The sequence below is a fragment of the Bradyrhizobium sp. UFLA05-109 genome, assembly GCF_054185165.1.
Window position 1 is genome coordinate 1 of sequence record NZ_JBBIAR010000088.1, and the last position, 24,170, is coordinate 24,170.

General features: G+C 64.1%; 24 protein-coding genes. 11 read left to right on the forward strand and 13 right to left on the reverse strand.

All coding sequences use genetic code 11. The features are described 5' to 3' along the window. The 6 genes from Q3C01_RS39660 to Q3C01_RS39685 form a co-directional block, all read right to left on the reverse strand. The coding region (locus tag Q3C01_RS39660) for an argininosuccinate synthase domain-containing protein (RefSeq protein ID WP_458150770.1) at positions 1–415 on the reverse strand (415 nt) is incomplete at its 3' end. Between the two features lie 96 nt (positions 416–511). Further along, positions 512–1,288: a phosphatase PAP2 family protein gene (locus Q3C01_RS39665; protein ID WP_458150771.1), complete on the reverse strand. Its 777-nt coding sequence runs from the start codon at positions 1,286–1,288 to the stop codon at positions 512–514. A gap of 82 nt (positions 1,289–1,370) precedes the next feature. Then, positions 1,371–1,865, reverse strand: a complete 495-nt coding sequence (locus tag Q3C01_RS39670; RefSeq protein ID WP_458150772.1) for a hypothetical protein — start codon at positions 1,863–1,865, stop codon at positions 1,371–1,373. A gap of 207 nt (positions 1,866–2,072) precedes the next feature. Next, on the reverse strand, positions 2,073–3,266 hold the full coding sequence (gene rlmN, locus Q3C01_RS39675; protein ID WP_458150773.1) for a dual-specificity RNA methyltransferase RlmN: 1,194 nt from the start codon (positions 3,264–3,266) through the stop codon (positions 2,073–2,075). Positions 3,267–3,432: 166 nt separating this feature from the next. Beyond that, positions 3,433–4,074, reverse strand: coding sequence for an invasion associated locus B family protein (locus tag Q3C01_RS39680; protein ID WP_458150774.1), 642 nt, complete (start codon positions 4,072–4,074; stop codon positions 3,433–3,435). 127 nt (positions 4,075–4,201) lie between these two features. Beyond that, complete coding sequence (locus Q3C01_RS39685; RefSeq protein ID WP_458150775.1) at positions 4,202–5,041, reverse strand: SDR family oxidoreductase; 840 nt, start codon at positions 5,039–5,041, stop codon at positions 4,202–4,204. A 233-nt stretch (positions 5,042–5,274) separates the two neighbouring features. Between Q3C01_RS39685 and Q3C01_RS39690 the strand changes: the two genes are divergently transcribed. The 3 genes from Q3C01_RS39690 to Q3C01_RS39700 all read left to right on the forward strand — a co-directional run bounded on the left by Q3C01_RS39690 (position 5,275) and on the right by Q3C01_RS39700 (position 8,702). Next, positions 5,275–6,249: an NADPH:quinone oxidoreductase family protein gene (locus Q3C01_RS39690; RefSeq protein WP_458150776.1), complete on the forward strand. Its 975-nt coding sequence runs from the start codon at positions 5,275–5,277 to the stop codon at positions 6,247–6,249. 367 nt (positions 6,250–6,616) lie between these two features. Beyond that, positions 6,617–7,504 carry a hypothetical protein gene (locus Q3C01_RS39695; protein ID WP_458150777.1) on the forward strand — a complete coding sequence of 296 codons (888 nt, stop codon included), beginning with the start codon at positions 6,617–6,619 and terminating at the stop codon, positions 7,502–7,504. A 25-nt stretch (positions 7,505–7,529) separates the two neighbouring features. Further along, on the forward strand, positions 7,530–8,702 hold the full coding sequence (locus Q3C01_RS39700) for a TAXI family TRAP transporter solute-binding subunit (RefSeq protein WP_458150778.1): 1,173 nt from the start codon (positions 7,530–7,532) through the stop codon (positions 8,700–8,702). Between the two features lie 151 nt (positions 8,703–8,853). Here Q3C01_RS39700 and Q3C01_RS39705 read toward each other — a convergent pair whose 3' ends face one another. After that, positions 8,854–9,240 (reverse strand): YkvA family protein, encoded by a 387-nt coding sequence (locus Q3C01_RS39705; RefSeq protein WP_458150779.1) that lies wholly within the window; start codon positions 9,238–9,240, stop codon positions 8,854–8,856. Positions 9,241–9,351: 111 nt separating this feature from the next. Beyond that, the gene (locus Q3C01_RS39710; protein ID WP_458150780.1) at positions 9,352–9,657 is read right to left on the reverse strand and encodes a 4a-hydroxytetrahydrobiopterin dehydratase; all 306 of its coding nucleotides are present in this window, start codon (positions 9,655–9,657) and stop codon (positions 9,352–9,354) included. A gap of 151 nt (positions 9,658–9,808) precedes the next feature. Here Q3C01_RS39710 and Q3C01_RS39715 point away from each other — a divergent pair, with 151 nt between their 5' ends. Both Q3C01_RS39715 and Q3C01_RS39720 read left to right on the forward strand, forming a co-directional pair. Beyond that, positions 9,809–11,257 (forward strand): TAXI family TRAP transporter solute-binding subunit, encoded by a 1,449-nt coding sequence (locus Q3C01_RS39715; RefSeq protein WP_458150781.1) that lies wholly within the window; start codon positions 9,809–9,811, stop codon positions 11,255–11,257. A gap of 105 nt (positions 11,258–11,362) precedes the next feature. After that, the gene (locus Q3C01_RS39720) at positions 11,363–12,910 is read left to right on the forward strand and encodes an alkaline phosphatase D family protein (RefSeq protein WP_458150782.1); all 1,548 of its coding nucleotides are present in this window, start codon (positions 11,363–11,365) and stop codon (positions 12,908–12,910) included. A 9-nt stretch (positions 12,911–12,919) separates the two neighbouring features. Here Q3C01_RS39720 and Q3C01_RS39725 read toward each other — a convergent pair whose 3' ends face one another. Then, positions 12,920–13,327 carry a response regulator gene (locus Q3C01_RS39725; RefSeq protein ID WP_458150783.1) on the reverse strand — a complete coding sequence of 136 codons (408 nt, stop codon included), beginning with the start codon at positions 13,325–13,327 and terminating at the stop codon, positions 12,920–12,922. Between the two features lie 163 nt (positions 13,328–13,490). On the opposite strand from Q3C01_RS39725, the gene Q3C01_RS39730 reads away from it, so the two are divergent. The 3 genes from Q3C01_RS39730 to Q3C01_RS39740 all read left to right on the forward strand — a co-directional run bounded on the left by Q3C01_RS39730 (position 13,491) and on the right by Q3C01_RS39740 (position 17,779). After that, positions 13,491–14,288: a Crp/Fnr family transcriptional regulator gene (locus Q3C01_RS39730; RefSeq protein ID WP_458150784.1), complete on the forward strand. Its 798-nt coding sequence runs from the start codon at positions 13,491–13,493 to the stop codon at positions 14,286–14,288. 240 nt (positions 14,289–14,528) lie between these two features. Continuing rightward, the gene (typA, locus tag Q3C01_RS39735) at positions 14,529–16,355 is read left to right on the forward strand and encodes a translational GTPase TypA (protein WP_458150785.1); all 1,827 of its coding nucleotides are present in this window, start codon (positions 14,529–14,531) and stop codon (positions 16,353–16,355) included. Between the two features lie 176 nt (positions 16,356–16,531). After that, a complete protein-coding gene (locus Q3C01_RS39740; protein WP_458150786.1) occupies positions 16,532–17,779 on the forward strand; it encodes a flavin monoamine oxidase family protein in 1,248 nt (415 codons plus the stop codon). Between the two features lie 103 nt (positions 17,780–17,882). Here Q3C01_RS39740 and Q3C01_RS39745 read toward each other — a convergent pair whose 3' ends face one another. The 4 genes from Q3C01_RS39745 to Q3C01_RS39760 form a co-directional block, all read right to left on the reverse strand. Beyond that, entirely contained in the window at positions 17,883–18,290 is a 408-nt protein-coding gene (locus Q3C01_RS39745; protein WP_458150787.1) for a thiol-disulfide oxidoreductase DCC family protein, read from the reverse strand. 62 nt (positions 18,291–18,352) lie between these two features. Continuing rightward, positions 18,353–19,678 carry an SDR family oxidoreductase gene (locus tag Q3C01_RS39750; protein ID WP_458150788.1) on the reverse strand — a complete coding sequence of 442 codons (1,326 nt, stop codon included), beginning with the start codon at positions 19,676–19,678 and terminating at the stop codon, positions 18,353–18,355. 8 nt (positions 19,679–19,686) lie between these two features. Then, entirely contained in the window at positions 19,687–20,154 is a 468-nt protein-coding gene (locus Q3C01_RS39755; protein ID WP_458150789.1) for a DUF2269 family protein, read from the reverse strand. After that, entirely contained in the window at positions 20,151–21,038 is an 888-nt protein-coding gene (locus Q3C01_RS39760) for a dienelactone hydrolase family protein (protein WP_458150790.1), read from the reverse strand. The genes Q3C01_RS39755 and Q3C01_RS39760 overlap by 4 nt, the downstream gene beginning before the upstream one ends. A gap of 266 nt (positions 21,039–21,304) precedes the next feature. On the opposite strand from Q3C01_RS39760, the gene Q3C01_RS39765 reads away from it, so the two are divergent. The 3 genes from Q3C01_RS39765 to Q3C01_RS39775 all read left to right on the forward strand — a co-directional run bounded on the left by Q3C01_RS39765 (position 21,305) and on the right by Q3C01_RS39775 (position 24,049). Beyond that, complete coding sequence (locus tag Q3C01_RS39765; protein WP_458150791.1) at positions 21,305–21,814, forward strand: GNAT family N-acetyltransferase; 510 nt, start codon at positions 21,305–21,307, stop codon at positions 21,812–21,814. Positions 21,815–21,990: 176 nt separating this feature from the next. Continuing rightward, a complete protein-coding gene (ppa, locus tag Q3C01_RS39770; protein WP_458150792.1) occupies positions 21,991–22,524 on the forward strand; it encodes an inorganic diphosphatase in 534 nt (177 codons plus the stop codon). A gap of 43 nt (positions 22,525–22,567) precedes the next feature. After that, positions 22,568–24,049: a M20 family peptidase gene (locus Q3C01_RS39775; RefSeq protein WP_458150793.1), complete on the forward strand. Its 1,482-nt coding sequence runs from the start codon at positions 22,568–22,570 to the stop codon at positions 24,047–24,049. Positions 24,050–24,170: the final 121 nt, after the last annotated feature.

Here is a 24,170-nt window from a genome sequence, read left to right on the forward strand (position 1 = left end):
GCTCGATGTCGTTACCCTTGAAGGTCGAGCCGTCGCCCCAGATGTTGACGCCGTCCTCCTTCATCGCGGCAACCAGCATCGTGCCGGTCACGGCGCGCCCGAGCGGCGTGGTGTTGAAATAGGTGATGCCGCCGGTCGAGATATGGAAGGCGCCCGACTGGATCGCGGCGATGCCTTCGTGGACGAGCTGGGTACGGCAATCGACGAGCCGGGCCTTTTCAGCGCCGAACTCCATCGCCTTGCGCGGGATCTCGTTGTAGTCGGCCTCATCCGGCTGACCGAGATTGGCGGTATAGGCGTAGCAACGCGCGCCCTTCTGCTTCATCCAGAGCAGCGCTGCGCTGGTGTCGAGACCGCCGGAGAAAGCGATGCCGACCTTTTCTCCCTTGGGCAGGCTCTTCAGAATCGTAGTCATGGCGCTTCCAATCGGATCTTAAGGGGCTGATATCGTCTTTCGCTTTGGACTTGCGCGATTATCAAATTTCGCGCGCATGGGCACGCCTTTAATGGCTCACGTCGACGCCGCCGGACCGGTTTTGCGGCCGAACAGGCGCTGCCGGAGCCGATAGGCCGGCCGGGCCAGCCGGGTCAGGGCGGCATCGACCGCCTCGTCGGAAATCCGTGTCCGCGGCCAGCGGTAAATCAGGGCGTAGGCGAGCCAGATCACCAGGAAGGTAACCAGGCCCGCGATCGAGACGTCGGTGAAAAAGTGCCCGCCGAAGGCCATGCGCAGACCGCTGGTCGCGGCGCCGAACACCACGGCCCCGGCATAAGCGAGCGGCCGCCAGGCGGGCGGCGCCAGCGCGGCTGGCGCCAGCGTCCAGAACGCAGTCGCGCCCTCGCCGGAGAAGAACGAGCAGTTGCGCCCACAGCCGCCGCGCGGATCCCACCACGGCACGAATGGCAGGTCGCCGGCGAACTCGGTCACGACCACCGGGCGCGGCCGTCCCCAATAGGACTTGAAGGCGAGATTGGTGAGAATGCCCGCTGACAGCGTCAACGTCACCAGCAGGAAGACGATGGTTCGTCCCGAGACCAGCAACGGCCGATCGGGCCTGATCAGCTTGACTACCAGCGCCACGATCGATGGCAGTGCGAACGCCCAGGCGATCCACATCGCCGCATCGCGCGCAAAGCTCGCCCAGCCATTCAGCTTGAGCGGAAACGTCTTCGTCTCGGGATCGAAGAACAGCGCGGCGAGCTTGAGATCGAGCTCGGGAAAGACGCCGAAGACGACGCCGATCACGAGCCACAGCGCCAGCGCGATGAAGAGTCCAGTCCGGTTCATGGCGCGCGGTTTAGCGGAGTGAGGAGGAGATGGAAACCCCGCGGCGAGATGCCCACCCTCCACTGGAGGGCGTCAGAAAGCATCACCGCGCATCCGGCCTTGAATGCGAGGGCAGCGGTGGGGGCGGCCTGCGCGGGGGCGGCGGATGGCGCCAGGCGCCCGCGTTGCGGCCGGCGATCATCCAGTAGACGACGCCGGCGACGATGCCCGCGCCGGTCATGATCTCCAGATGGCGTCGCACGATGCCTTCGAACTCCAGCGTCTCGGGATGGAAGGGAATGAGGCCGAGATAGCAGGCAAGCCCGACGAGCCCGCCGCCGACCGCGTAGGCGAGCGCGCTGCGGATGAAGAAGGCCTCGGTGATCGCCACGATGACCAGCGCCGGCAGCAGTGCAAATCCGGAGACGAAGATGAAGCCGAAGCCGAGCAGGATGTCGATCGTGCCTTCATCGACGGGACCCGCACCGAGATCTGCGAATTCCGGAAACAGCAGCGCAGCCACGACGATCATGCCGCCGACCAGGCATGAGGCCAGAAAGCCGAGAAAGATCACGACGAGGCGGCCGATCAGTGCCATCGGACGCATCCATCATCGTTCACCGAATGCAACACAACGTTCCCCCACCGTCATTCCGGGCTCGCAAAGCGAGAACCTCCGAGCGCAATTGCGCTTCGGGGAACCTCGAGATTCTCCGGTGCGCAACTGCGCACTCTTCGAGCCGCCCCGGAACAACTGCCTAGAAAAAGATGCCCGGCCATGCCGCACGTTGATGGCCGCTTCATGTCAATCGGTCATCGCCATCGCGCGCAGCGCCTGGCGCTCGCGGGCCGAGAGCTTCTCCGTCTCCGATTTGAGCTGGCCGCAGGCGGCCAGGATGTCGCGGCCACGCGGCGTACGCACCGGCGAGGAATAGCCGGCGTTGAAGATATATTCGGAGAATTTTTCGATCTGGTCCCAGTCCGAGCATTCATAGGCCGTGCCGGGCCAGGGATTGAACGGGATCAGGTTGATCTTGGCCGGGATGCCCTTGAGCAGCTTCACCAGGAGCCTGGCGTCGTCGAGGGAATCGTTGACGCCCTTGAGCATCACATATTCGAAGGTGATGCGGCGCGCATTCGAGGCGCCCGGATAATCGCGGCAGGCCTGCAACAATTCCGCGATCGGATATTTGCGATTGAGCGGCACGAGCTCGTTGCGCAGCTCGTCGCGCACCGCGTGCAGCGAGATCGCGAGCATGACGCCGATCTCGTCGCCGGCGCGGACGATGTTCGGAACTACCCCCGAGGTCGACAGCGTGATGCGGCGGCGAGAGATGCCGATGCCCTCATTGTCTCCAACGATGAGCAACGCATCGCGCACCGCGTCGAAATTGTAGAGCGGCTCGCCCATGCCCATCATCACGATGTTGGTGACGAGGCGTGTGCCGTTCTCGCGATCGGCCCAATCGTTCAAGCGATCGCGCGCCACCATCACCTGCCCGACGATCTCACCGGCGGTGAGGTTACGCACCAGCCGCTGCGTGCCGGTGTGGCAGAACGCGCAGTTCAGGGTGCAGCCGACCTGCGAGGAGACGCACAGCGTGCCGCGATCGGTCTCGGGGATGTAGACGCATTCGACCTCGTGCGCCCTCTCGACATTGTCGCCGCTCGGCAGGCGCAACAGCCACTTGCGGGTGCCGTCGTTGGAGATCTGCTCGGCCACGACTTCGGGCCGGTCGACGGTGAAGCGGTTTGCGAGCTCGGCGCGGATGTCCTTCGAGATCGAGGTCATCTCGTCGAAACTCTTGGCGCCGCGGAAATAGATCCAGTGCCACAATTGCTGCACGCGCATCTTGCGCTGTGCGGGCGCAACGCCGATCTCGCCAAGGCGCTCGGCAAGCTCGTTGCGCGACAGGCCGATGAGTGACGGTCTGGCCGGCGGCACGTAGGTTTCGAGCGGAGTCTTCTCCACGAGTGTTGCGTTGTGCGGCTCGGTCATCGGTTACCTGGGATTGCTGCTATCTCGTCATGCCCGGGCTTGTCCCGGGCATCCACGTTCTTTTCCCCGTAGCCAGCGTGTGGATGGCCGGGACAAGCCCGGCCATGACGGCTGTACCTTTGGGATAGCCCCTATATAGCAACCGGACCTGCCGATTGCGACCGCGCTAACGCTTGCAGTCCTGCGCGATTCGATCGAGGGCCTGCGCCAGGCCCTTGAGCGAAAACGTGTCGGTGGTCTCGGTCCCCTTGGCCGAGACGCCCTTGACCACGAGATCGGCGGATTTGCGCATGGCCTCGACCATCCGATCCTCCTCGGCCGCGTTCTTGATCCAGAGGCCGTCGCCTTGCGTGTACATCGCGTAGGACGCACCGCCGACCTCCAGCGTCGATTCCGAGCCCGGTTTCAGCGCGTAACCGATCATCACCGAGACTTCGTTGCTGACCCTCTCCGACGGCCGGGTCGAGACGAAGGCATAGGCCGGATCGCGCGGCCGGTTCGGCGGATTGGTCTTCGATGACGAGGGTTTTGCCAGCGCGAAACAGACTTTCTTGCCGTTGGGCGTCGCCGAATAGGCGCCCCAGGTGCCGAACTGGCCGATCAGGGTCGGCTCCGCGCCACCTGCAATGGCCGGAGGCGGCGCTACCGGCTTGCTCTCGGGCTTTGCAGCCGTCTTGGCAGCCGCGGCCGGCTTAGCCGCTGCCTTGGGTGCCGGTTGCGCCGGTGGTGCGGTTTGCGCGCGCGCAAGCTCGGCCGTCCCGCACGCCACCACGCCAGTCATCAAGGATAAAAAAAGCACCCGCCACATGCTGGAGTGGTTCCCTCAATATTGTGACTGGAAGATGGCCCGGCCGGACTTTGTCCCAAGGCCAAAATAACCCGTAAGAGCCTGATTCGGAACGAGGTTACGGGGAAGAAAGTCCTAGTCTTACCGCTTAGACCTTCGACCTAGCGGCACGCTGCGCGGCCCATTGCGCCTCGGTCCAGCCGAGCAGGTCCTCGGCGCCGGAACTGCGCAAATGGGCGCCGCCATCGATCACCACCATCTCGCCGTTGATATAGCCGGCGCGGTCCGAGACCAGAAAGCTGGCGAGATCGGCGAGCTCGGCATGCTCGCCGGTGCGGCCCAGCGGATTGCGCGACGCCCAGCCCTCATCGCGGCCGTCCGGGCGCAGCTGGCCGGAGGCGCCGATGGTCGGGAACGGACCCGGCGCAATCGCCACGGTGCGGATGCCCTTCGGGCCCCATTCCACGGCGAGGCTCCTGGTCATCGCCAGCACGGCCGACTTCGCCATCGCTGAAGGCACGGTGAAGGCGCGGCCGGTGATGGTCGAGGTCGAGAGGATGGAGAGCACGACGCCCCCATGCCCGCCTTCGATCCAGCGGCGGCCCGCCGCAAGCGTGCAATACATCGCGCCGTGCAGCGTCGGCGCCAGGATCGCGTCCGCGGCACGGAATGAGAGATGCTCGCTCTGTGCGATGAAGGTCGCCGCCGCATTGTTGACGAGAATATCGAGCGGCGCCTCGCGCCATATCTGATCCATCATGCGATCGACCGCCGCACCGTCGCGGATATCGCAGACGATGGTCGTGACCTTGCCGCCGGTCTGGTTTCGCATCTCGCTGGCGGCAGCCTCGAGGCGATCCGGCTTGCGGCCGCAGATCGCGAGCTCGGCGCCGAGCGCGAGGAAGCGACGCGCCATCGCAGCACCAAGTCCGGAGCCGCCGCCGGTAACGAGGATGCGCTTGTCCCCGAGCAGGCCTGTTTCAAACATCGTTTGAATCCTCCCTCTGCGAATTCCGTCATTGCGAGCGAAGCGAAGCAATCCAGACGTATCCGCGGATAGTCTGGATTGCTTCGTCGCTTCGCTCCTCGCAATGACGGAGAATGGGCCTATGCATCGCTTTGAACGTATAAACCGGATTGTGGGCAGACATTAAATCCGGCAGAAACGGACCAACTGTAATTCCAGTCTGAAACGCCAAGTGCTCTCAAGAAGGTGTCGCCATGAAAGCCATCCTCTGCTCGCAATATTGCCAACCCGACGATCTCATGCTGGCCGATGTGCCGGATCCGGTGGCAGGGCCCGGCGAAGCCGTGATCGCGATCAAGGCGGCGGCGCTGAATTTCTTCGACATTCTGATGATCCAGGGCAAGTACCAGATCAAGCCACCGTTCCCGTTCTCGCCGGCCGCCGAAGTCGCCGGCGTCATCGAAAGCATCGGCGCGGGCGTGACCGATCTGAAAGTGGGCGATCGCGTGGTGGCCTCCTGCGGCCACAACGGCGCGCGCGAGAAAATCGCGCTGCCGGCTGCTTCGATCGTGAAGATCCCGGACAATCTCGACTATGACCGCGCGGCCGGCATCATCATCATCTACGGCACCGCGCTGCATGCGCTTGAAGATCGCGCGAGCCCGAAACCGGGCGAGACGCTCGCGGTGCTGGGCGCGGCTGGCGGCACCGGCCTGGCGGCGTGCGAGCTCGGCAAGCTGATGGGGCTGAAGGTGATCGCCTGCGCCTCGTCGGACGAGAAGCTCGCCTTTGCGAAAGCGCACGGCGCGGAGTTGACGCTCAACTACGGCAAGGAAGATCTGAAGGAAGGCCTGCGCAAGCTCACCGACGGCAAGGGCGTCGACATCATCTTCGATCCCGTGGGCGGTGCTTACGCGGAAGCCGCGCTGCGCTCGATCGCTTGGGAAGGCCGCTTCCTGGTGATCGGTTTTGCTGCAGGCGACATCCCAAAGATGCCGCTCAACCTCGCGCTGCTGAAGGGCTGCGATATCCGCGGCGTGTTCTGGGGCGCCTGGACGCGGCTCAATCCGGCGAAGAACCGCGCCAATCTGGAGAAGCTCGTGAAGTGGACTGCGGAAGGCAAGATCTCCTCCCACGTCGACCGCACCTTCCCCCTGGCGCAGACCGCGGATGCGCTGAAAGTGCTGGCCGGCCGCCAGGCGATGGGCAAGGTGATCCTGCATCCCTGACGTCGCGCGGATGTTGCGAAACGTTGCTCGTCACGAGGCTGGCCGTCATCGCCCGGCCTGATCGCGCGATTCGGTATTTCAGAGATGGCGGTCGGATACGTGGCCGCCCCCGCTCTCGCGCACAATAACGCGCCGCGGTATGGTAAAAAATTTCTCAACCACAGCGATCAAAATATACGGTGCACTTCCCGTCTTCGCCTCAATCAAACCTAAATCTTTCCTGATTCGCCCCAATCGTCGTCGTCTTTTGGGCTGAATCGGACGGCGATTTACCGGTTCCAGTGGCGGGGGCTTCTGGACAACAACAAGAAGACTTTACCCGGGATGCCCCCAGCGCGTTGCGTTTAGTAATAGGGGAGCATCAACCATGGAGACGACGGCCTACCGTCTGTCCAAGACATCTCGGGCGTTCGACCTCGAGCAAACGATCGATCCGAGCGCTATGCCCTATCATCTGGCCCAGGCTGACCGGACCGAGCTTTCACCACACGATCCGATCCCGCTGTTCCTGTCAGATCCGCAGGGCACGCCGGATCCGCGGGAGTTTACGCCCCGCCGCGTGCGGCGCATTGGCCTCGCCACGCAGATCGTGGCCAGCGTGCTGGCCGCATCCGCCATCGCCGTGCTGGTCGCGCTGTTTCAATCCGACGTCAGCCGTCTCTATGCAGTCTATGCCACGGCCTGGATCGGCAGCGTGGCGGCGGAGGAGCCGGCGACACCTCCGGTACCGGTCGCAAGCCAGACTCCGCTGAAGGATCCGGCCCGGGTGTCGAACCCGGTGCAGGTCGCGAGCGCAGAATCCCGCGAGGCCATCGCGCCGTCGACGCCGAGCCGCGAGGCGATCGCGACCGCCTACCAGAACGCGCTGCAAGCGCAGACGCCGACGCAAGCGCAGACGCCGACACAGGCCGCCGCTGCACCCGTTGCGCCGCCGCCGGAGCCGCCGGCGCCACCACCTCAGCCCGTGGTCAAAACGCTCGACGCCGACACGCTGGCCGGGCTGATGACGCGCGCCAAGAGCCTGATGACGATCGGCGATATCGCCGCCGCCCGGCTGCTGCTCGAACGCGCAGCGAATGCGCAGGACGCGACAGCGGCGTTCGTTCTGGCACAGACTTTTGACCCGACCGTGCTCGGCACCAAGGATACGCGCAGCATCACCGCGGATCCCAACACCGCGCGGAGCTGGTACCAGAAGGCCGCCGCGCTCGGATCCGCGGAGGCACGCGCGCGCCTCACGCAACTTCAAGACTGAGATTTCAATTTAAGCAGAGGACATCATGCGTAACGCTTTGCGAATGGCGCTTGCCGCCATAGTGACGATGTGCGGCTTAGCGGCGGCACAGGCCGAGCAGACCGAATACGACCCGAGCAAGGTCTCGGACAGCCTGAAGGCGATCTTCCAGTTCGGATCGGTCTCGACCAAGCAGGCGTTGAACGCCAACACGGTCACGCTGATCACCGGCACCATCGGCGGTACCTACGTGCAGTTCGGCGCCGATCTCGCCTCCGTGCTCGATGACGGCAACAAGCTGCGCGTGCTGCCGATCGTCGGCCGCGGCTCGGTGCAGAGCGTCGCCGACATCCTGTTCCTCCAGGGTGTCGATCTCGGCATCGTTCGCGCCGACACGCTCGACTATCTTGAGCGCAAGGGGTTTGCGAGCGACATCAAGAAGCAGTTCACCTATGTGACCAAGCTCTACAACGAGGAAATGCAGGTCATCGCGCCGAAATCGGTTGCGACGCTCAAGGATCTCGAGGGCAAGAAGGTCAGCGTCGATCTGCCCAATGGCGGCACCTTCGTCACCGCGCTCACGGTGTTCGAGCGGCTCGGGATCAAGGCCAACTTCGTCTATATCGAGCAACGCATCGCGATGGAGAAGCTGAAGGCCGGCGAGATCGACGCGGTGATCGTGGTCGGCGGCAAGCCGTACAAATCGGTCTCGACCTTCAACAATGACGGCCGCTTCCACCTTGCCGGCGTGGACTACTCCAAGCCGCTCCAGAGCGACTATCTGCCGGCGACGTTGACCGCAAAGGACTATCCGAACCTTATCAAGGAAGGCGAGACGGTCGACACGATCGCGGTCCCGGCCGTCCTTGCCGCCTATAATTGGGGGCCGAAGACGGATCGTTACCGCAAGATCGCACTTTTCGTGGACGCGTTCTTCACGAAATTCCCGTCGCTGCAGAACCCGCCCTTCCATCCCAAATGGAAAGAGGTCTCGCTCGCGGCTCCCCTGTCGGGCTGGAACAGGCTGCCGGTGGCACAGCAATGGCTCGACAGCCACGGCGTCGAGCCGGTGGCGCGCCAGCGCTTCGAGACGTTCCTGAAGCAGAACCCGGCGGCGGCAAAGGTGTCCGACACCGACAAGGAAGCGCTGTTCAAGCAATTCCAGGCTTGGGAAGCGCAGAACAACTCGCGGCCGCAGGCGAGGTCGGAGAAGAAGTAGAAGGCGTCGTCAACACTCTTACCGTCATCGCCCGCGAAGGCGGGCGATCCAGTACGCCGCGGCAGTGCAAGGAACGTCTGGCGTCTCTGGAATACTGGATTCCCCGCTTTCGCGGGGAATGACTGCGGAAGGTGTGACTTGGCTCGCGTGACTACGCTTCCGCCTCTGCCTCGCCCACACCGCGCTTCAGCGCGGCACGGGCGGCTTCGCGGTGGTCCGGCGTGATGTGGCTGGCGACCAGCTTGATTGCGGTCGCGAGCACGGCGGCATCATCGGTGAAGCCGAGCACCGGCAGCATGTCGGGCACGACATCGAACGGCAGGATGAAATAGGCGATCGCACCCAGCAGCGACGCCTGCACATGGCGCGGCGTCTGCTTGTCAAAGGCGCAGTAATAGGCGGCGAGCAGATCCTCTGCGAACGGCAGGTGCGCAACCACGCGCTTCAACTTGCGCCAGAAACGCCGGCGCACGGTCTCGCGGTCTTCCGCCAGCCGATCGGCCGGCTCAAAGCCGACGCTGTGTTCGGCAGCAGCCATGGTCCAAAACTCCCCGTTCAGGCCGGCGCGGCCGATTGTCCCAGCCGATGCCGATCACAAGATGGGGATGCGTCGGCACAGCAACAAGGCGTCAGCCAAACCTGCCTGTCTTCAACCAAGGCCTGCCTGTCTGGCAATGGCGTTCATCGCCTTGGCGAGCTCGATATCGAGCGTGGTGACGCCGCCGGCATCATGGGTCGAAAGCACCACGTCGACCGTCTTGTAGACGTTCTTCCACTCGGGATGATGGTCCATCTTCTCGGCCACCAACGCCGCGCGCGTCATGAAGCCGAAAGCCTGGTTGAAATCCCGAAAGGCAAACGTCCTGCCGATCGCCTCGCGGCCGGGGGTCTCGGTCCAGCCGGATAGTTCGCTCAAGGCCTGCTTGCGTGCTTCCGCCGACAGCCGCTCCGTCATGGTCGCCTCCGTTTTCAGGGGAACTTTACCCTAACACGGTGCTGACGCCGAGGTTCATACAGGGTTGTCGTCCATCCGCTAACCATGACGCAGATGTAACCCTGACGGGCAAGAATTTTGCTACAATTACCGGCCTAATGACCAGGCCAGGATGAAACCGAGCCTGAAGCACCTGTATGGGAGATCGATGACCGGGGGCCTCGACCTGGCCGAAACACCCACACCGACGTCGCCGCGATCGGCGGCGCGGAAGACCATGCTCGTTTCGCTCGCGTTCGTGCTCGCCATCGTCGGCGCGCTGGTCGGCGGTTATTATTTTGCGATGCGCCCGGTGACGCTGAAGATCGCGGTTGGCCCGGCCAACAGCGACGACGTCAAGGTCGTTCAGGCGCTGACGCAGGCCTTCGTCCAGAGCAAGGGCTATGTCCGGCTGCGTCCGGTCCAGACCGACGGCGCCACCGCTAGCGCCGAAGCGCTCGCCGAGAACAAGGTCGACCTCGCCATCGTCCGCGGCGATCTCGACGTGCCGAAGAACGCCCAGGCCGTCGCCACCCTGCGCAAGAACGTCGTCGTGCTGTGGGTCCCGCCGGCCGGCAAGGGCAAGAAGAAGGGCGCAAAGATCACCAAGATCGCGCAGCTCGCCGGCCATCGCGTCGGCGTGGTCGGCCGCACCCAGGCCAACGTCAATCTCCTGAAGGTGATCCTGCAGCAATATGGCGTCGATCCCGCCAAGGTGGAGATCGTGCAATTCCCGGCCAATGAAGCCGCCGAAGCGATCCGTACCCAGAAGGCCGACGTCTATCTCGCTGCCGGTCCCGTCAACAGCAAGATCACCGCGGATGCGATCGCCGCCTCCACCAAGGACGGCGGCACGCCGACCTTCCTCGCGATCGATTCGGCCGACGCGATCGCGCAAAACCATCCAGTCTATGAGGCGTCCGAGATTCCCGCCGGCACCTATGGCGGCTCGCCCGACCGGCCCGATGACGAGGTCAAAACCATCAGCTTTGCCCACCACATCGTGGCGCGCAAAGGCCTCTCGGACACCACCGTTGCCGCCTTCACCCGCCAGCTCTTCGCGATACGCCAGCAACTGGTGACGGAATTCCCGCTGGCGGCGAAGATCGAGACGCCCGACACCGACAAGGACGCCGTGATCCCCGTGCATCCTGGCGCGGCCGCCTTCGTCGACGGCGAGGAAAAGACCTTCCTCGACAGGTACAGCGACTACATCTGGTGGAGCCTGATGGCGCTCTCGGCGATGGGCTCGATCGGCGCCTGGTTCGCCGGCTACCTCAAGAAGGACGAGCGCGACAACAACAGCCATCTGCGCGAGCGGCTGCTGGACATGATCGCGGCAGCGCGGCGCTCGGAGACCATCGACGAGCTCGACCAGATGCAAAGCGAGGCCGACGACATCCTGCGCGACACGCTGCGCTGCTTCGACCACGGCGCCATCGAGGAAGGTGCGCTCACCGCCTTCAATATCGCGCTGGACCAGTTCCACGCCGCGGTCGCCGACCGCAAGGCGGTGCTGCTCAGCCTCCCACAGAACCTGCAGCGCGCCGGCGCCCAATTCCGCGCCGCCGGCAACGCGTAAGTGCTTGCGCGCGTAATTGCTGCGTCACATTGTCTCAATATAGCGTTGGCTTCGCAGTGACGGCTGCCGCCGCAGCCGTCCGGACCGATCCCGGGACGATTCCCCATGAAAATCAAATTCTCCCGCCGGCAATTCCTCTCCACCAGCGCCGGTGCGCTGGGCTCGATCGCGATGCCCTATGTGTCGCGCGCGGCCGACCGTCCGATGATTACCCATGGCGTGCAGTCGGGCGACGTCACCGTCGATGGCGGCGTGGTCTGGGCGCGCGCCGATCGTCCCTCGCAGATGCTGGTCGAGGTGGCGACGACCGATAGCTTCAAGGATGCCCGCGCGCTGCCGCCGATCGCCGCGCTACCCGAGAGCGATTTCACCGCGAAGATGCTGGTCGAAAATCTGCCCGGTGGACAGGACATCTTCTACCGCGTCCGCTTCCGCGATCTCTCGCACACCGCGATCGAGAGCGAGCCGGTGGTCGGTCGCTTCCACACCGCACCCACTGACCGCCGCGACGTCAGCTTCGTCTGGGGTGGCGACGTCGCCGGCCAGGGCTGGGGCATCAATCCCGATGACGGCGGGATGTTCACCTTCTCGGCGATGCGCAAACACCGCCCGGACTTCTTCCTGCATTCCGGCGACACGATCTATGCCGACGGCGTGATCCCCTCCGAGGTGAAGCTTGCCGACGGCAAGACCTGGAAGAACGTCACCATCCCCGAAAAGGCCAAGGTCGCCGAGACGCTCGACGAGTTCCGCGCCGCTCACAAATACAATTTCACCGACGACAATGTCCGCGCCTTCAATGCCGAGGTGCCGATCTTCGTGCAGTGGGACGACCACGAGGTGACCAACAACTGGTCGCTGTCGAAGGATCTGCCGGCTACCTACAAGGAGCGCAACATCACCTTGCTCGCCGCGCGTGCCGCACGCGCCTTCCACGAGATGTATCCGATGCGCGAGAGCATCGTGGAGCCGGGCCGGGTCTATCGCCAGATCTCCTACGGCCCGCATCTCGACGTCTTCATGCTCGACGAGCGCAGCTATCGCGGCCCCAATGGTCCGAACCTGGAGACGGAATACGGCCCCGCGTCCTATTTCCTCGGCCCGGATCAGATGGCCTGGCTGAAGCGCGGCCTGCTCAACTCGCGCGCGACCTGGAAGGTGATCGCCTCGGACATGCCGCTCAGCCTGCTCGTCTATGACGATGCGGCCAACAAGAAGGGCTCGGAAGCCTTCGCGCAGGGCGACGGCCCGCCGCGCGGCCGCGAACTCGAGATCGCCGACATCCTGCGCTTCATCAAGATGGCGCCGATCAAGAACACGGTGTGGCTGACCGCCGACGTGCACTATGCCGCCGCGCATTACTACGATCCGAACAAGGCGCAATTCCAGGACTTTGAGCCGTTCTGGGAGTTCGTCTCGGGTCCGCTGCATGCCGGCACGTTCGGGCCAAACGAGCTCGACAACACCTTTGGACCGGACGTGCGCTTCATCAAGGCACCGGGGCTCGACAAACAGAACCTGCCGCCGTCGGCCGGCATGCAGTTCTTCGGTCATGTCAAGATCGACGGCGCAAGCGGCCAGATGACCGTCACATTACGCGACCGCGCCGATGTCGCGCTGTGGTCGACCACGCTCGAACCGAAGCTGATCTAGAGCATACTGTTACCTGGAGGCACGCGCGCGCAGCGCGGCCTCCAGGGCATCACTCGAGCAGGGCTTTTGCAACCGCGGCACGCCGGCGAACTCGGGCGGAATCCGCGTCTCGGCGCCATAGCCGGTGACAAAGACGAACGGGACTTTGAGCGCAACCAGGCGCTCGGCGATCGCAAAACTCTTCTCACGCACCAACTCGACATCGAGAAGAGCGAAATCCGGCATACGGTCGGTGATCGCATCCAGCGCACGCGCAACCGACGCAACGGTGCGCACCTGCTTCACGCCGAAGCCGAGCAGGCGGTCCTCGAAATCGATCGCGATGATGGGATCGTCCTCAACGATCAGCACGTCGGCGGGGACATCGGAGCCGTCGAATGAAACGCGTCGCATGATCTCGTCGATTGAGGGCTGCATGGTCTTTCCAATCACGACGGCCTCAGGCCCGATGCCTGCGCCCCGCGCATCGGTGTTCCAGGAACGAAACCCACCACATCATCGTTTCTCAGTCTGTCCACTTGTGCACACAGGCGGCGAACGGACCCAGCTAATGTCGAAGGGGAGATCGGAGAGCTTTGGGATGGATGCACGAAGCAGCAAGACAGCCGAGATTGCGAGCCGGCCCTACAACAATCTGCTGCGGCGATTGAACCAGGCCGACTACACGCTGATCGCGCCGCATCTGACGACCGAGACAGCATCGGCGAGCGAGCTGCTCTACAATCCCGGCGACGACGTCCAGGTCGTGCACTTTCCCTGCGGGCCGTCGCTCGCGACCTTCCTCGTTCCCAACGAGGACGGCCGCGACGTCGAGACCATTCTGGTCGGCCGCGAGGGTGCCGTGGGTGGCATCGTCAGCGAGGGCTATCTGCCGGCCTATACGCGGATCATCGTGAAGTTCGGCGGCCCCTTTGCGCGCATCCATGTCGGCAAGCTCGAGGCAGCCAAGCGGAGCTCACCATCACTGCGCAACATCTTCGTGCGTTACGCTGACTGCATGCTCGCGCAGATATTCCAGTCGACGGCCTGTAATGCCATCCACTCGATCGAGCAGCGCACCGCCAAATGGATTTTGGCCGCGATGGAGCGCACCGACGGCGACGATAGCGTGCCGCTCACCCACGAGCAGCTAGCGACCTTGCTCGGCGTCGGCCGCAGCTATGCAAGCCGCGTCATCCAGTCGTTCAAGACGCAAGGCATAATCGAAACCCGCCGCGGCTCGATCCTCGTGCGCAACCGCGATGGCCTCAAATTGCGGGCTTGCCTGTGCAATGACGCGGTGAAGGACCATTTCGAGGAGGTGCTGCGCGGGGTCTATCCGACGGAGGAGGCGGATGCCGGCGCGGGAGGCGGTCCGCCATCCCACTCCCGCCGCTAAGCCCCGGGAATACCCGGACAAAAATCAGTCAACCAACCCCGAAAGAACACATTGTTTTTTGACGTTTTTTGCCTATATTGCGCTGCAAACGCATTGAGGTACCCGGCTCTGATGGCCGGGTTTCCTTTTTGGGCGGAAAGCGCCCGTTTCTCAGGTTTCCAGCGTTGTTTCGAGAAAGAGGTCCCGGTCTGACCGGCGAGATCGCGCTAACCCATTGTTCGACCGCAAAGAAGCTCACTCATGAACCTTCGTAACGTCGCCATCATCGCCCACGTCGACCACGGCAAGACGACCCTCGTCGACCGTCTCCTCCAGCAATCCGGCACCTTCCGCGAGAACCAGAAGGTGACCGAACGCGCCATGGACTCCAACGATCTGGAGCGTGAGCGCGGCATCACCATCCTGGCCAAGGCGGCCTCGGTGCAGTGGAAGGACACCCGCGTCAACATCGTCGACACCCCAGGCCACGCCGATTTCGGTGGTGAGGTCGAGCGCATCCTGAACATGGTGGACGGTGCGCTGGTGCTGGTCGACGCCGCCGAAGGCCCGCTGCCGCAGACCAAATTCGTGGTCTCCAAGGCGCTCAAGGTCGGCCTGAAGCCGATCGTCGTCATCAACAAGGTCGACCGCCCCGACGCGCGCCCGACCGAGGTGATCAACGAGGTGTTCGACCTGTTCGCGGCGCTCGACGCCAGCGAGGAGCAGCTCGACTTCCCGATCCTCTACGGGTCGGCCAAGCAGGGCTGGATGGCCGAAAGCCCGGAGGGTCCGAAGGACAAGGGCATGGAGCCGCTGTTCGACCTGATCCTGCGCCACGTCGCGGCGCCGAAGGTCGAGGAAGGCCCGTTCAAGATGATCGGCACCATCCTGGAGGCCAACCCCTATCTCGGCCGCATCATCACCGGCCGCATCTCGTCCGGCGTCCTCAAGCCGAACCAGCAGGTCAAGGTGCTCAACGCCGACGGCAAGCTGGTCGAGCAGGGCCGCATCACCAAGATCCTGGCCTTCCGCGGTCTCGAGCGCACGCCGCTCGATGAAGCCGAAGCCGGCGATATCGTCGCCATCGCGGGCCTGACCAAGGGTACCGTGGCCGACACGTTCTGCGATCCGACCGTCGAGGTGCCGCTGCCGGCGCAGCCGATCGACCCGCCGACCGTGTCGATGTCGTTCATCGTCAACAACTCCCCGCTCGCCGGCACCGAAGGCGACAAGGTGACGAGCCGCATGATCCGCGACCGTCTGCTCCGCGAAGCCGAAGGCAATGTCGCGCTGCGCGTCGTCGAAGCCGCCGACAAGGATGCGATGGAAGTATCGGGTCGCGGCGAATTGCAGCTCGCGATCCTGATCGAGACCATGCGCCGCGAAGGTTTCGAGCTCTCGGTGTCGCGTCCGCGCGTCGTCTACCAGAAGGACGAAGCCACCGGCGCCACCATGGAGCCGGTCGAGGAAGTCGTCATCGACGTCGACGAGGAGCATTCCGGCGTCGTCGTGCAGAAGATGAGCGAGCGGAAGGCCGAACTGATCGAGATGAAGCCCTCGGGCGGCAATCGTCAGCGCCTGGTGTTCTACGCGCCGACCCGCGGCCTGATCGGCTACCAGGGTGAACTTTTGACCGACACCCGCGGCACCGCGATCATGAACCGCCTGTTCCACGACTACGCGCCCTACAAGGGCGAGATCCAGGGCCGCCGTAACGGCGTCCTGATCTCCAACGACCAGGGCGACGCGGTGGCCTACGCCATGTTCAAGCTGGAAGACCGCGGCCCGATGATGATCGAGCCGGGCTGGAAGGTCTATCGCGGCATGATCGTCGGCGAGCACACCCGCGACAACGATCTCGAGATCAACGTGCTCAAGGGCAAGCAGCTCACCAACATCCGCACTACGTCCAAGGACGAAGCGGTGCGCCTGACCCCGCCGATCCGGATGACGCTGGAAAAGGCGCTCGCCTATATCGAGGACGACGAGCTCGTCGAGGTGACGCCGAAGTCGATCCGCCTGCGCAAGAAGCATCTCGATCCGAACGAGCGCAAGCGCGCGGAGAAGGCCAAGGAAGCGGTGGCGTAAGGCCACGCTGTCATTTCCTGGTCATCTTGCTGTCATGCCCCGGCTTGACCGGGGCATCCAGTACGCCGCGGCTTCTCCGTATATCACTACTGTCTCTGGAATACTGGATCACCCGCCTTCGCGGGTGATGACTGTTCGTTTATGGTGGCTTCTCGCGAACGTGCTAGAGCCCAGCCATGACCTCCCTCCCCTCCTCCGTCGACGTCGCAATCATCGGCGCGGGCGCCGCTGGTCTCGGCGCAGCCCATACACTGAAGGATTCCGGCCTCTCGGTCATCGTGCTGGAAGCGCGCGATCGCGTTGGCGGCCGCGCCTGGACAGTGCAGGCCTCGCCCGAAGTGATCTTCGATGTCGGCTGCGGCTGGCTGCATTCAGCGGACAAGAATTCTTTCGTGGGAATCGCCGAACGCCTGAATTTCGAGGTCAACAAGGATATTCCGCCCTGGCGCGATCGCGCCTTTGGCGAGGTGTTTCCGGATAGCGAGCGCGAAGACTTCGGGCGCGCGATCGACGAATTCTACGAGCGTGTCGCGGAAGCTGCGCAGGACGACGAGGATGCGCCAGCCGAACGCTATCTCGAACCCGGCAATCGCTGGAACCCGATGATCAATGCGGTCTCGACCTATGTGAACGGCTGCGAGCTCGACCGCGTCTCGATTCTGGACATGGACGCCTACGAGGACACCTACTTCAATTGGCGCGTGCGGGCCGGATTTGGCACGCTGGTCGCGGCCTATGGTGTCCCGTGTCCCGTGGCACTGAACTGCAACGTCACGCTGGTCGATCACTCCGGCAAACGCATCAGGCTCGAAACGTCGCTCGGCACGCTCACCGCGGCAAAGGCGATCGTAACGGTACCGACCAACCTGATTGCGGATGAAGCGATCCGCTTCTCGCCGCAGCTCCCGGCCAAGGTCGACGCCGCGCGCGGCCTGCCGCTCGGCGTCGACGACAAGGTGGTGCTGGCGCTGGAGGACGCGGAAGCCTTTCCAATCGAAGGCAATTTGCGCGGCGCCACCATGCGGACCGCCATGGGCACCTATCACATCCGCCCGTTTGGTCAGCCCTGCATCGACGGCTTTTTCGGCGGCCGCTTTGCACGCGAATTGGAGGACGCTGGCGATGGCGCCTTCGCCGCACAAAGCATCGACGAGATCGCGGACTATCTGGGCAACGACATCAGGCGCAAGCTGAAGCCGCTCGCCGAGTCCCGTTGGGCTCACGACCCCTTCGCCCGCGGCGCCTATTCCCACGCGCTCCCCGGTCATGCCGGCGACCGCGCCGTGCTGGCAGCTCCCGTCGATGGGCGGCTGTTCTTCGCAGGCGAGGCGACGTCGCCGCACTTTTTCTCGACCGCGCACGGGGCGCGGGACAGCGGAGAGCGGGCTGCGGGGGAGGTGTTGGCGGCGATGGCGAAGGCGTAACAGCAGACTCCGTCATTGCGAGCGCAGCGAAGCAATCCAGAATCCCTCCGCGGAAAGTTTCTGGATTGCTTCGTCGCTTCGCTCGTCGCAATGACGACGAGTACTATTCGATCACCCGCGCCCGCAAATCCGCGTCCGGCACGAAGCAGGCGTCGTACTTGCCGAAAATGCGGTAGCGGTTGCGCGCGACCAGATTGTAGACCGCGTTCCGCAGCGGCTTCGGCACGGCGAAGAGCACGCACACCCAGCTCCAGCCGGGGAGCTGCGAGAGCACGGTCAGTGCGGCGTCCGATTTCATGAACACCTCGCCGCCGTGAACGACCGCGTTGGTGTCGGGATCATCGGGATCGATGCCGAAGGTCTGTGCGAGCTTCGTTCCATACTCCGACTGGATCGGCGTGAAGCGGAATCGCCTTGCCGTGTCGCGCGTCGCGACGAAGCGGATCCAGCGCGAGCAGAAGATGCAGACGCCGTCGAACAGGATCACGTCGTCATCGGGCCATTTGCTCATTCGGAGTCTCTGTCTTGACGCGTTTTCTTCACGCGAACCGGTACCCACTTCCCTCGAAAACACTATCGGTTGTCCAACATCAACAGCGCGACGAGCATCAGCACGATCGCCGGGCCCGTCTTCACCAGTGCGCCGAGCGGCTCGATCCAGAGGTCCGGCGCCAGGATCGCGGCGCCGACCATATAGCCGAGCGAGGCAACGATGCCCGCAATGAGCCCGAATGCCGAGGTGCGACGGAATGCGATGAGGAGGCCGACCGACATGTCCATCAGGCTGGTCCCGATGGTGATGGGATCGACCAGTGCGGACGGAAAGCCGTGCGTGCTCAGGATGCCGGCGGCGGCACGGTAGGAGACGAACAGGGCGATGAAACCGGAGACGACCCAGAACGCGACCAGGCTCGCGAAAACCAGCGCCTTGACCAGGTACAGCCGCGCGAACCATTTGTCCTGGATGGTGGCGGGATGGCGTCCGATCGTGTCTGCCAGTGTCTTCGGCGCGAGGCCTGTAGCCGCAATCCAATGCTGCGGGTCGCCCGTCACGCCGCGGCGCAGTTCGGCGATCGCGGTCGAGCGCATCGGCGGCATCCAGCCGAGCCGGCTGGCGAGATCGCCGAGCCTCGCCCCAACGTCGAGCAGCAACGACGGCATCGCAAAATGCGGCCAGCTCGCGGTGCCGAAGGCAATACGGAATTGCTTGATGACGCCGGCCATCGTGACCGGCTCGGCGTGCATCAGGTCCCAGCTCACGGCTTTCACGGAAGGATCGTCAATGTCGCGCGCCGCGAGCCAGGCAATCGTGGCCGCGATGTCCTCGACCGCGACCGGACGGAACGGCGTCGCCATCTCCTTGGCCGGCAGGTCGAGCGGAAAGGCCGCGAGCGCGCGCAGCATGGCGCTGCCGCCATAGGCTGATGGCGCGACCACGAAGCCGGGGCGCAGGATCCCGTGAGGAATGCCGGAAGCGGCGATCAGACGCTCCGCCTCGCGCTTGGTCGTGGCAAAGGCGGTGCGGTCCTCGTTGGCGGAGCCGGGGATCGAGATGTGCACCAGCCGGATCGCGCGACCGCTATGCCTGATCGCCTGCAACAGGCGCGCGACGAAGTCGCGATGCACGGCATTGGTGTCGCTGCCGGGACCGTTCTGAAGCACGCCCAGGCAATTCACGATCACGTCGACCGAATGCTCGTTCAGAAGGCGCATCAGCGCCGCTGCGTCGAGCGTTATGATCGGCAGCTCGATATCGAGCGCGCTCATCTTCTGCGCCGGCGACAACTGTCGCGCCACGCCGATGACGCGAAAGCCGCGCATCCGAAGATCGTCGGTGACGAACCGGCCGATCAGGCCGGAGGCGCCGAGGAGGAGAATGTTGTGCGCCGCTTCACTCATCGCGTCACTCAAAACGGCTTTGCGATCATCAGCCAGAGGATCAGCATCGTCGCGCCAAAGCCTGGGAAGCCGAAGGCGAACCAGCGGCGGAACAGCACGAAATAGCGCGGCGGCAAGGCTACGTCTTGTTCGGCCGCCTTGCGCGCGAGATCGCGCATCTCGATCTGCATGAACACGACAGGCACCCAGAACAGCCCGGCGACGGCATAGAGCGCGAGGGAGACGACCAGCCAGCGCTCCGTGATCGACGTCGCCGAGAGCATTATCAACAGTCCGCCCGTGACCGGCTGGAGAATGACGGCCGAGAGCGTGAACAGGGCGTCCGCGATCACCACGACCGCGGCCGTGCGCGCGATGAACTCGGCATCCCGGCTGCGATGTGCCATCAGCATGAAGAAGGCGATGCCGCTTCCGGTGCCGAGGATGACGATGGCGCCCGCTACGTGCAGATATTTGACCAGGAAATACAGCGTCATGGTTTCTTGGCCAGCGCCGGCTTTGGCGATTTCAGCGCGCGTTCCAGCTCGGCGCTGGCGGCTTTGACGCCGGCTTCGGTCTCGATCATCCAGTGGCCCTCGCTGCCCACGGCAGGCAGCGCGCGGAAATCAACCTTGCCACCACTGCTGCGAAATGTATCGGCCAATTGCCGCGAAAATACTGGCGCGAAGTAGGTGTCGTTGGCCGCCACCAGCCACGTGACGGGCACGCGCGCCGCCTTGCCGAACTCGCCTGCCACCGAGATGAGCGTATGCGGCGCGCAGATCTGGTTCGGAAAGTCGTTGGCGTGGCCGCCGCGTCCGGGTGCGAAGGCGATGATGGCGCCAACCATGTTGGGGTCGGCACTAGAAAGCGCCAGCGCGCCCCAGCCGCCCGCCGAATGACCGAGCACGACGGCGCCATCCTTGCGGACGAAATCCTGTTCTCGCATAAATTCCAGCGCACGCGCGATTTCCTCAGCCGTGGCACGGCCCGACCGCGCATAGTCCGCCTCGTCGCAGCCACCCTGGTCCTCGACATAGCGGCCGCCGGTTGCGCCATGGCCGAGCCGTTCTGGCACCAGCACGGCAAAGCCGCGCGCGATCAGAAACGTCGCCAGCGCGCGGTATTCCGGTTGCGGCATTTGCGCACGACGCAACACATTTTGCGTCGACGCATGCGCGATTAGCGCGAGGCGGAACGGACCTTCGCCCGGCGGGCGAAAGAGCAATGCGCGCGCCGCGATGCTGGCGTCGGATGTGGGCACGCGCCACTCCTGCCGACGAAACGGCTCGCCCTCGGCGCCCGAGGCCCCCAACGCGCTCTGCGCCCGCACGGGTGTGGCAAGGATGAGCAGGGCAACGATGAACGCAGAGAACCGCATAACTGCCGGCAACAGGATTTGAAGGATAAAGCCCAGACTAGCTGGAACGAATCATCCTGGGCGGACTTTTCTCGCGTTGCCGCCATGCAGGCCTTTGTCACAAAGCAGTTTTGCACCGGCACGCGGCAGGCCAATGCCGGCCAAAGCGGCGTCCTGTCCTCTTTCGGTACAGCATGGCTCGGAAACTGATGCAGAAAGTCCACAGGTTAACCGATAATTAACGATGGCTCTTGCCGCCGGCCCGGCGACTTGGTTTGATCGCGTCCATGAGCACAACCCTGATCGAGGTCCGGCCGGCCAAAGCTGTTGACGCAGCCGCGGTGGCGTCTACCCATGACGAAGCCTGGCGATCGGCCTATCAGGGCATCATTCCCGGCGCCGAGCTGGAAAAGCTGATCAATCGCCGTGGCCCGCAATGGTGGGACAGCGCGATCCGCAAGGGCAGCCGCGTCAGCGTATTGGTGTTCGGCGACAAGATCGCGGGCTACGCGAATTACGGTCGCAACCGCGCCCGCAGCCTGCATTTCGACGGCGAAATCTACGAGCTTTATCTGCGTCCGGAATTCCAGGGGCTGGGCTTCGGCCGGCGCCTGTTCACCGCCGCCCGCCGCGACCTGATGCAGAGCAATTTGAAGAGCATGGTCGTCTGGGCGCTGTCCGACAACGATCCGGCCACGGAGTTTTACCGGGCGCTGGGTGGCCGCATGGTGGCGCGCTCGTCGGAGCGGTTCGGGCCTAAATCGCTCGACAAGGTCGCTTTCGCCTGGACCAATTGATCTACCGTCGTTTGGTCGGCAGTACTTCCTTCCGCCGATACCGTTTGCCCATTTGAGCCGGTAGAACCAGCGTTCATTAATTCGCGAAAAGTCGATGGATCGGCGGGCCAAGCCCGCGTATGACAGCGCCAAATCGCTGCCGGGCGAGATCCCTTTCGGCAAACACGGAGTCTTTTATGCGTATCGATGCGGTCTCGATCGGGACCAAAGCGCCAAACGAAGTCAACGTCATCATCGAAGTGCCGGTTGGCGGCGAGCCGATCAAGTACGAGATGGACAAGGAAGCCGGCACGCTGGTCGTCGACCGCTTCCTCTACACGCCGATGCGCTACCCCGGCAATTATGGCTTTATCCCGCACACGCTGTCGGATGACGGCGATCCCTGCGACGTCTTGATCGTCAATACCCGCGCCATCATCCCTGGCGCCGTCATGAGCGTGCGCCCGGTCGGCGTGCTGTTCATGGAGGACGAAGCGGGCGGCGACGAGAAGATCCTGGCGGTGCCGTCGTCAAAGCTCACGCAGCGCTACGACAAGATCAAAGCCTATAGCGACCTGCCCGACATCACGCTGCAACAGATCCAGCACTTCTTCGAGCACTACAAGGATCTCGAGAAGGGTAAATGGGTAAAGATTCTGCGCTGGGGTGGCCCGGAGGAGGCGCACAAGCTGATCCTCGAAGGCATCGAGCGCGCGAAGAAAGCGAAGTAGCGTTCAACGTACGGGGTACGGGCATCGGTTTTGGGGCTCTTCGATGCGCCGGCTTCTCAGGATCATCCGCAACGTCGTTGTGCTGATTGTCGCCGGCGTGCTCGTGCTCGCCGGCGTCTTGCTGTTCAACGTTTTCACGCGGACATCGCGGCAGGTGCAGGTCGTGGCGATCCCGCGCGCAACCGTCGACACCGAAGGCGCGACAAGGCGGCTGTCGGAGGCGATCCGCTTCCGGACTATCTCGAACTTCCTCAATCCGGAGCAGGACGCTGACGCTCTGCGTGGGATCGAGGCGCATATCGCAGCGAGCTTTCCGGCCTTCAACGCCACGGCCAAGCGCGAGGTGATCGGCGGCCACAGCCTGCTCTTCACCTGGGAAGGCTCCGATCCCACGGCGCAGCCGATCGCGCTGCTCGCGCATCAGGACGTGGTGCCGATCGCGCCGGGCACCGAGAAGGACTGGCAGCAAAAGCCGTTCGACGGGGTCGTCGCCGACGGCTTCATCTGGGGCCGCGGCTCCTGGGACGACAAGGGCAACCTCTATTCCATGCTGGAGGCGGCCGAACAGATGGCTAGGAGCGGCTTCCATCCGAAGCGAACGATCTACTTCGCCTTCGGCCATGACGAGGAGGTCGCGGGCACCCGCGGCGCCAAGGTGATCGCGGCCACGCTCGAAGCACGCGGCGTGCGTCTCGACTTCGTGCTCGACGAGGGCCTCCTGATCGCCGAAGGCATGATGAAGGGTCTCAACAAGCCGGCTGCGCTGATCGGGCTCGCGGAAAAGGGCTACGCGACGCTGGTGCTGACTGCGCATGCCACGCCCGGCCATTCCTCGATGCCGCCACGCGAGACCGCGATCGGCATGATGAGCGCGGCGCTGGCGCGGCTGGAGGACCATCGGCTGCCGATGCATATCCGCGGCGCGGTGGCCGAGATGTTCGACACGCTGGCGCCGGAGATGAGCGGTATCAGCCGCGTCGTTCTCTCCAACCTCTGGCTGTTCAAGCCGCTGCTCTTGCGCGAGTTCGAGAAGAACGGCCCAAGCGAGGCGATGGTCCGCACGACGACCGCGCTCACCATCTTCAATGCCGGCGAAAAGGACAATGTGCTGCCCGGGAATGCGGAAGCCACCGTCAATTTCCGCCTGCTGCCCGGCGACACGCAAGGCAGCGTCACCGATCACGTCCGCACCACGATCGACAATGGCAAGATTTCGATCGCGCCGTTCCCCGGCAACACCGATCCGCCGCCGGTGACGGGGACTGCGAGCAAATCCTATGCGGCGCTGAACCGCACCATCCGCGAGGTCTTCCCCGACGTCGTCGTCGCGCCCGGCCTGATGGTCGCGGCCACCGATTCACGCCACTACGCTGGGATCGCCGACAACATCTTCCGCTTCTCGCCGGTGCGCGCCAACAGCGAGGACTTGAAACGGTTTCACGGCACCAACGAGCGCCTCAGCATCGAAGGCTATGCCGACATGATCCGCTTCTACCGGCGGCTGATCGAGAATACGACGGGTTGATCTTTCTACCCAATCCCTCCGGCGTTCCCCGGATGCTGCGCAGCGCGCCGCCTCTTGCGGCGTGATGCGCTGCTGATCCGGGGTCCATCCGGAGACATGGATCCCGGCTCTGCGTCGCGTC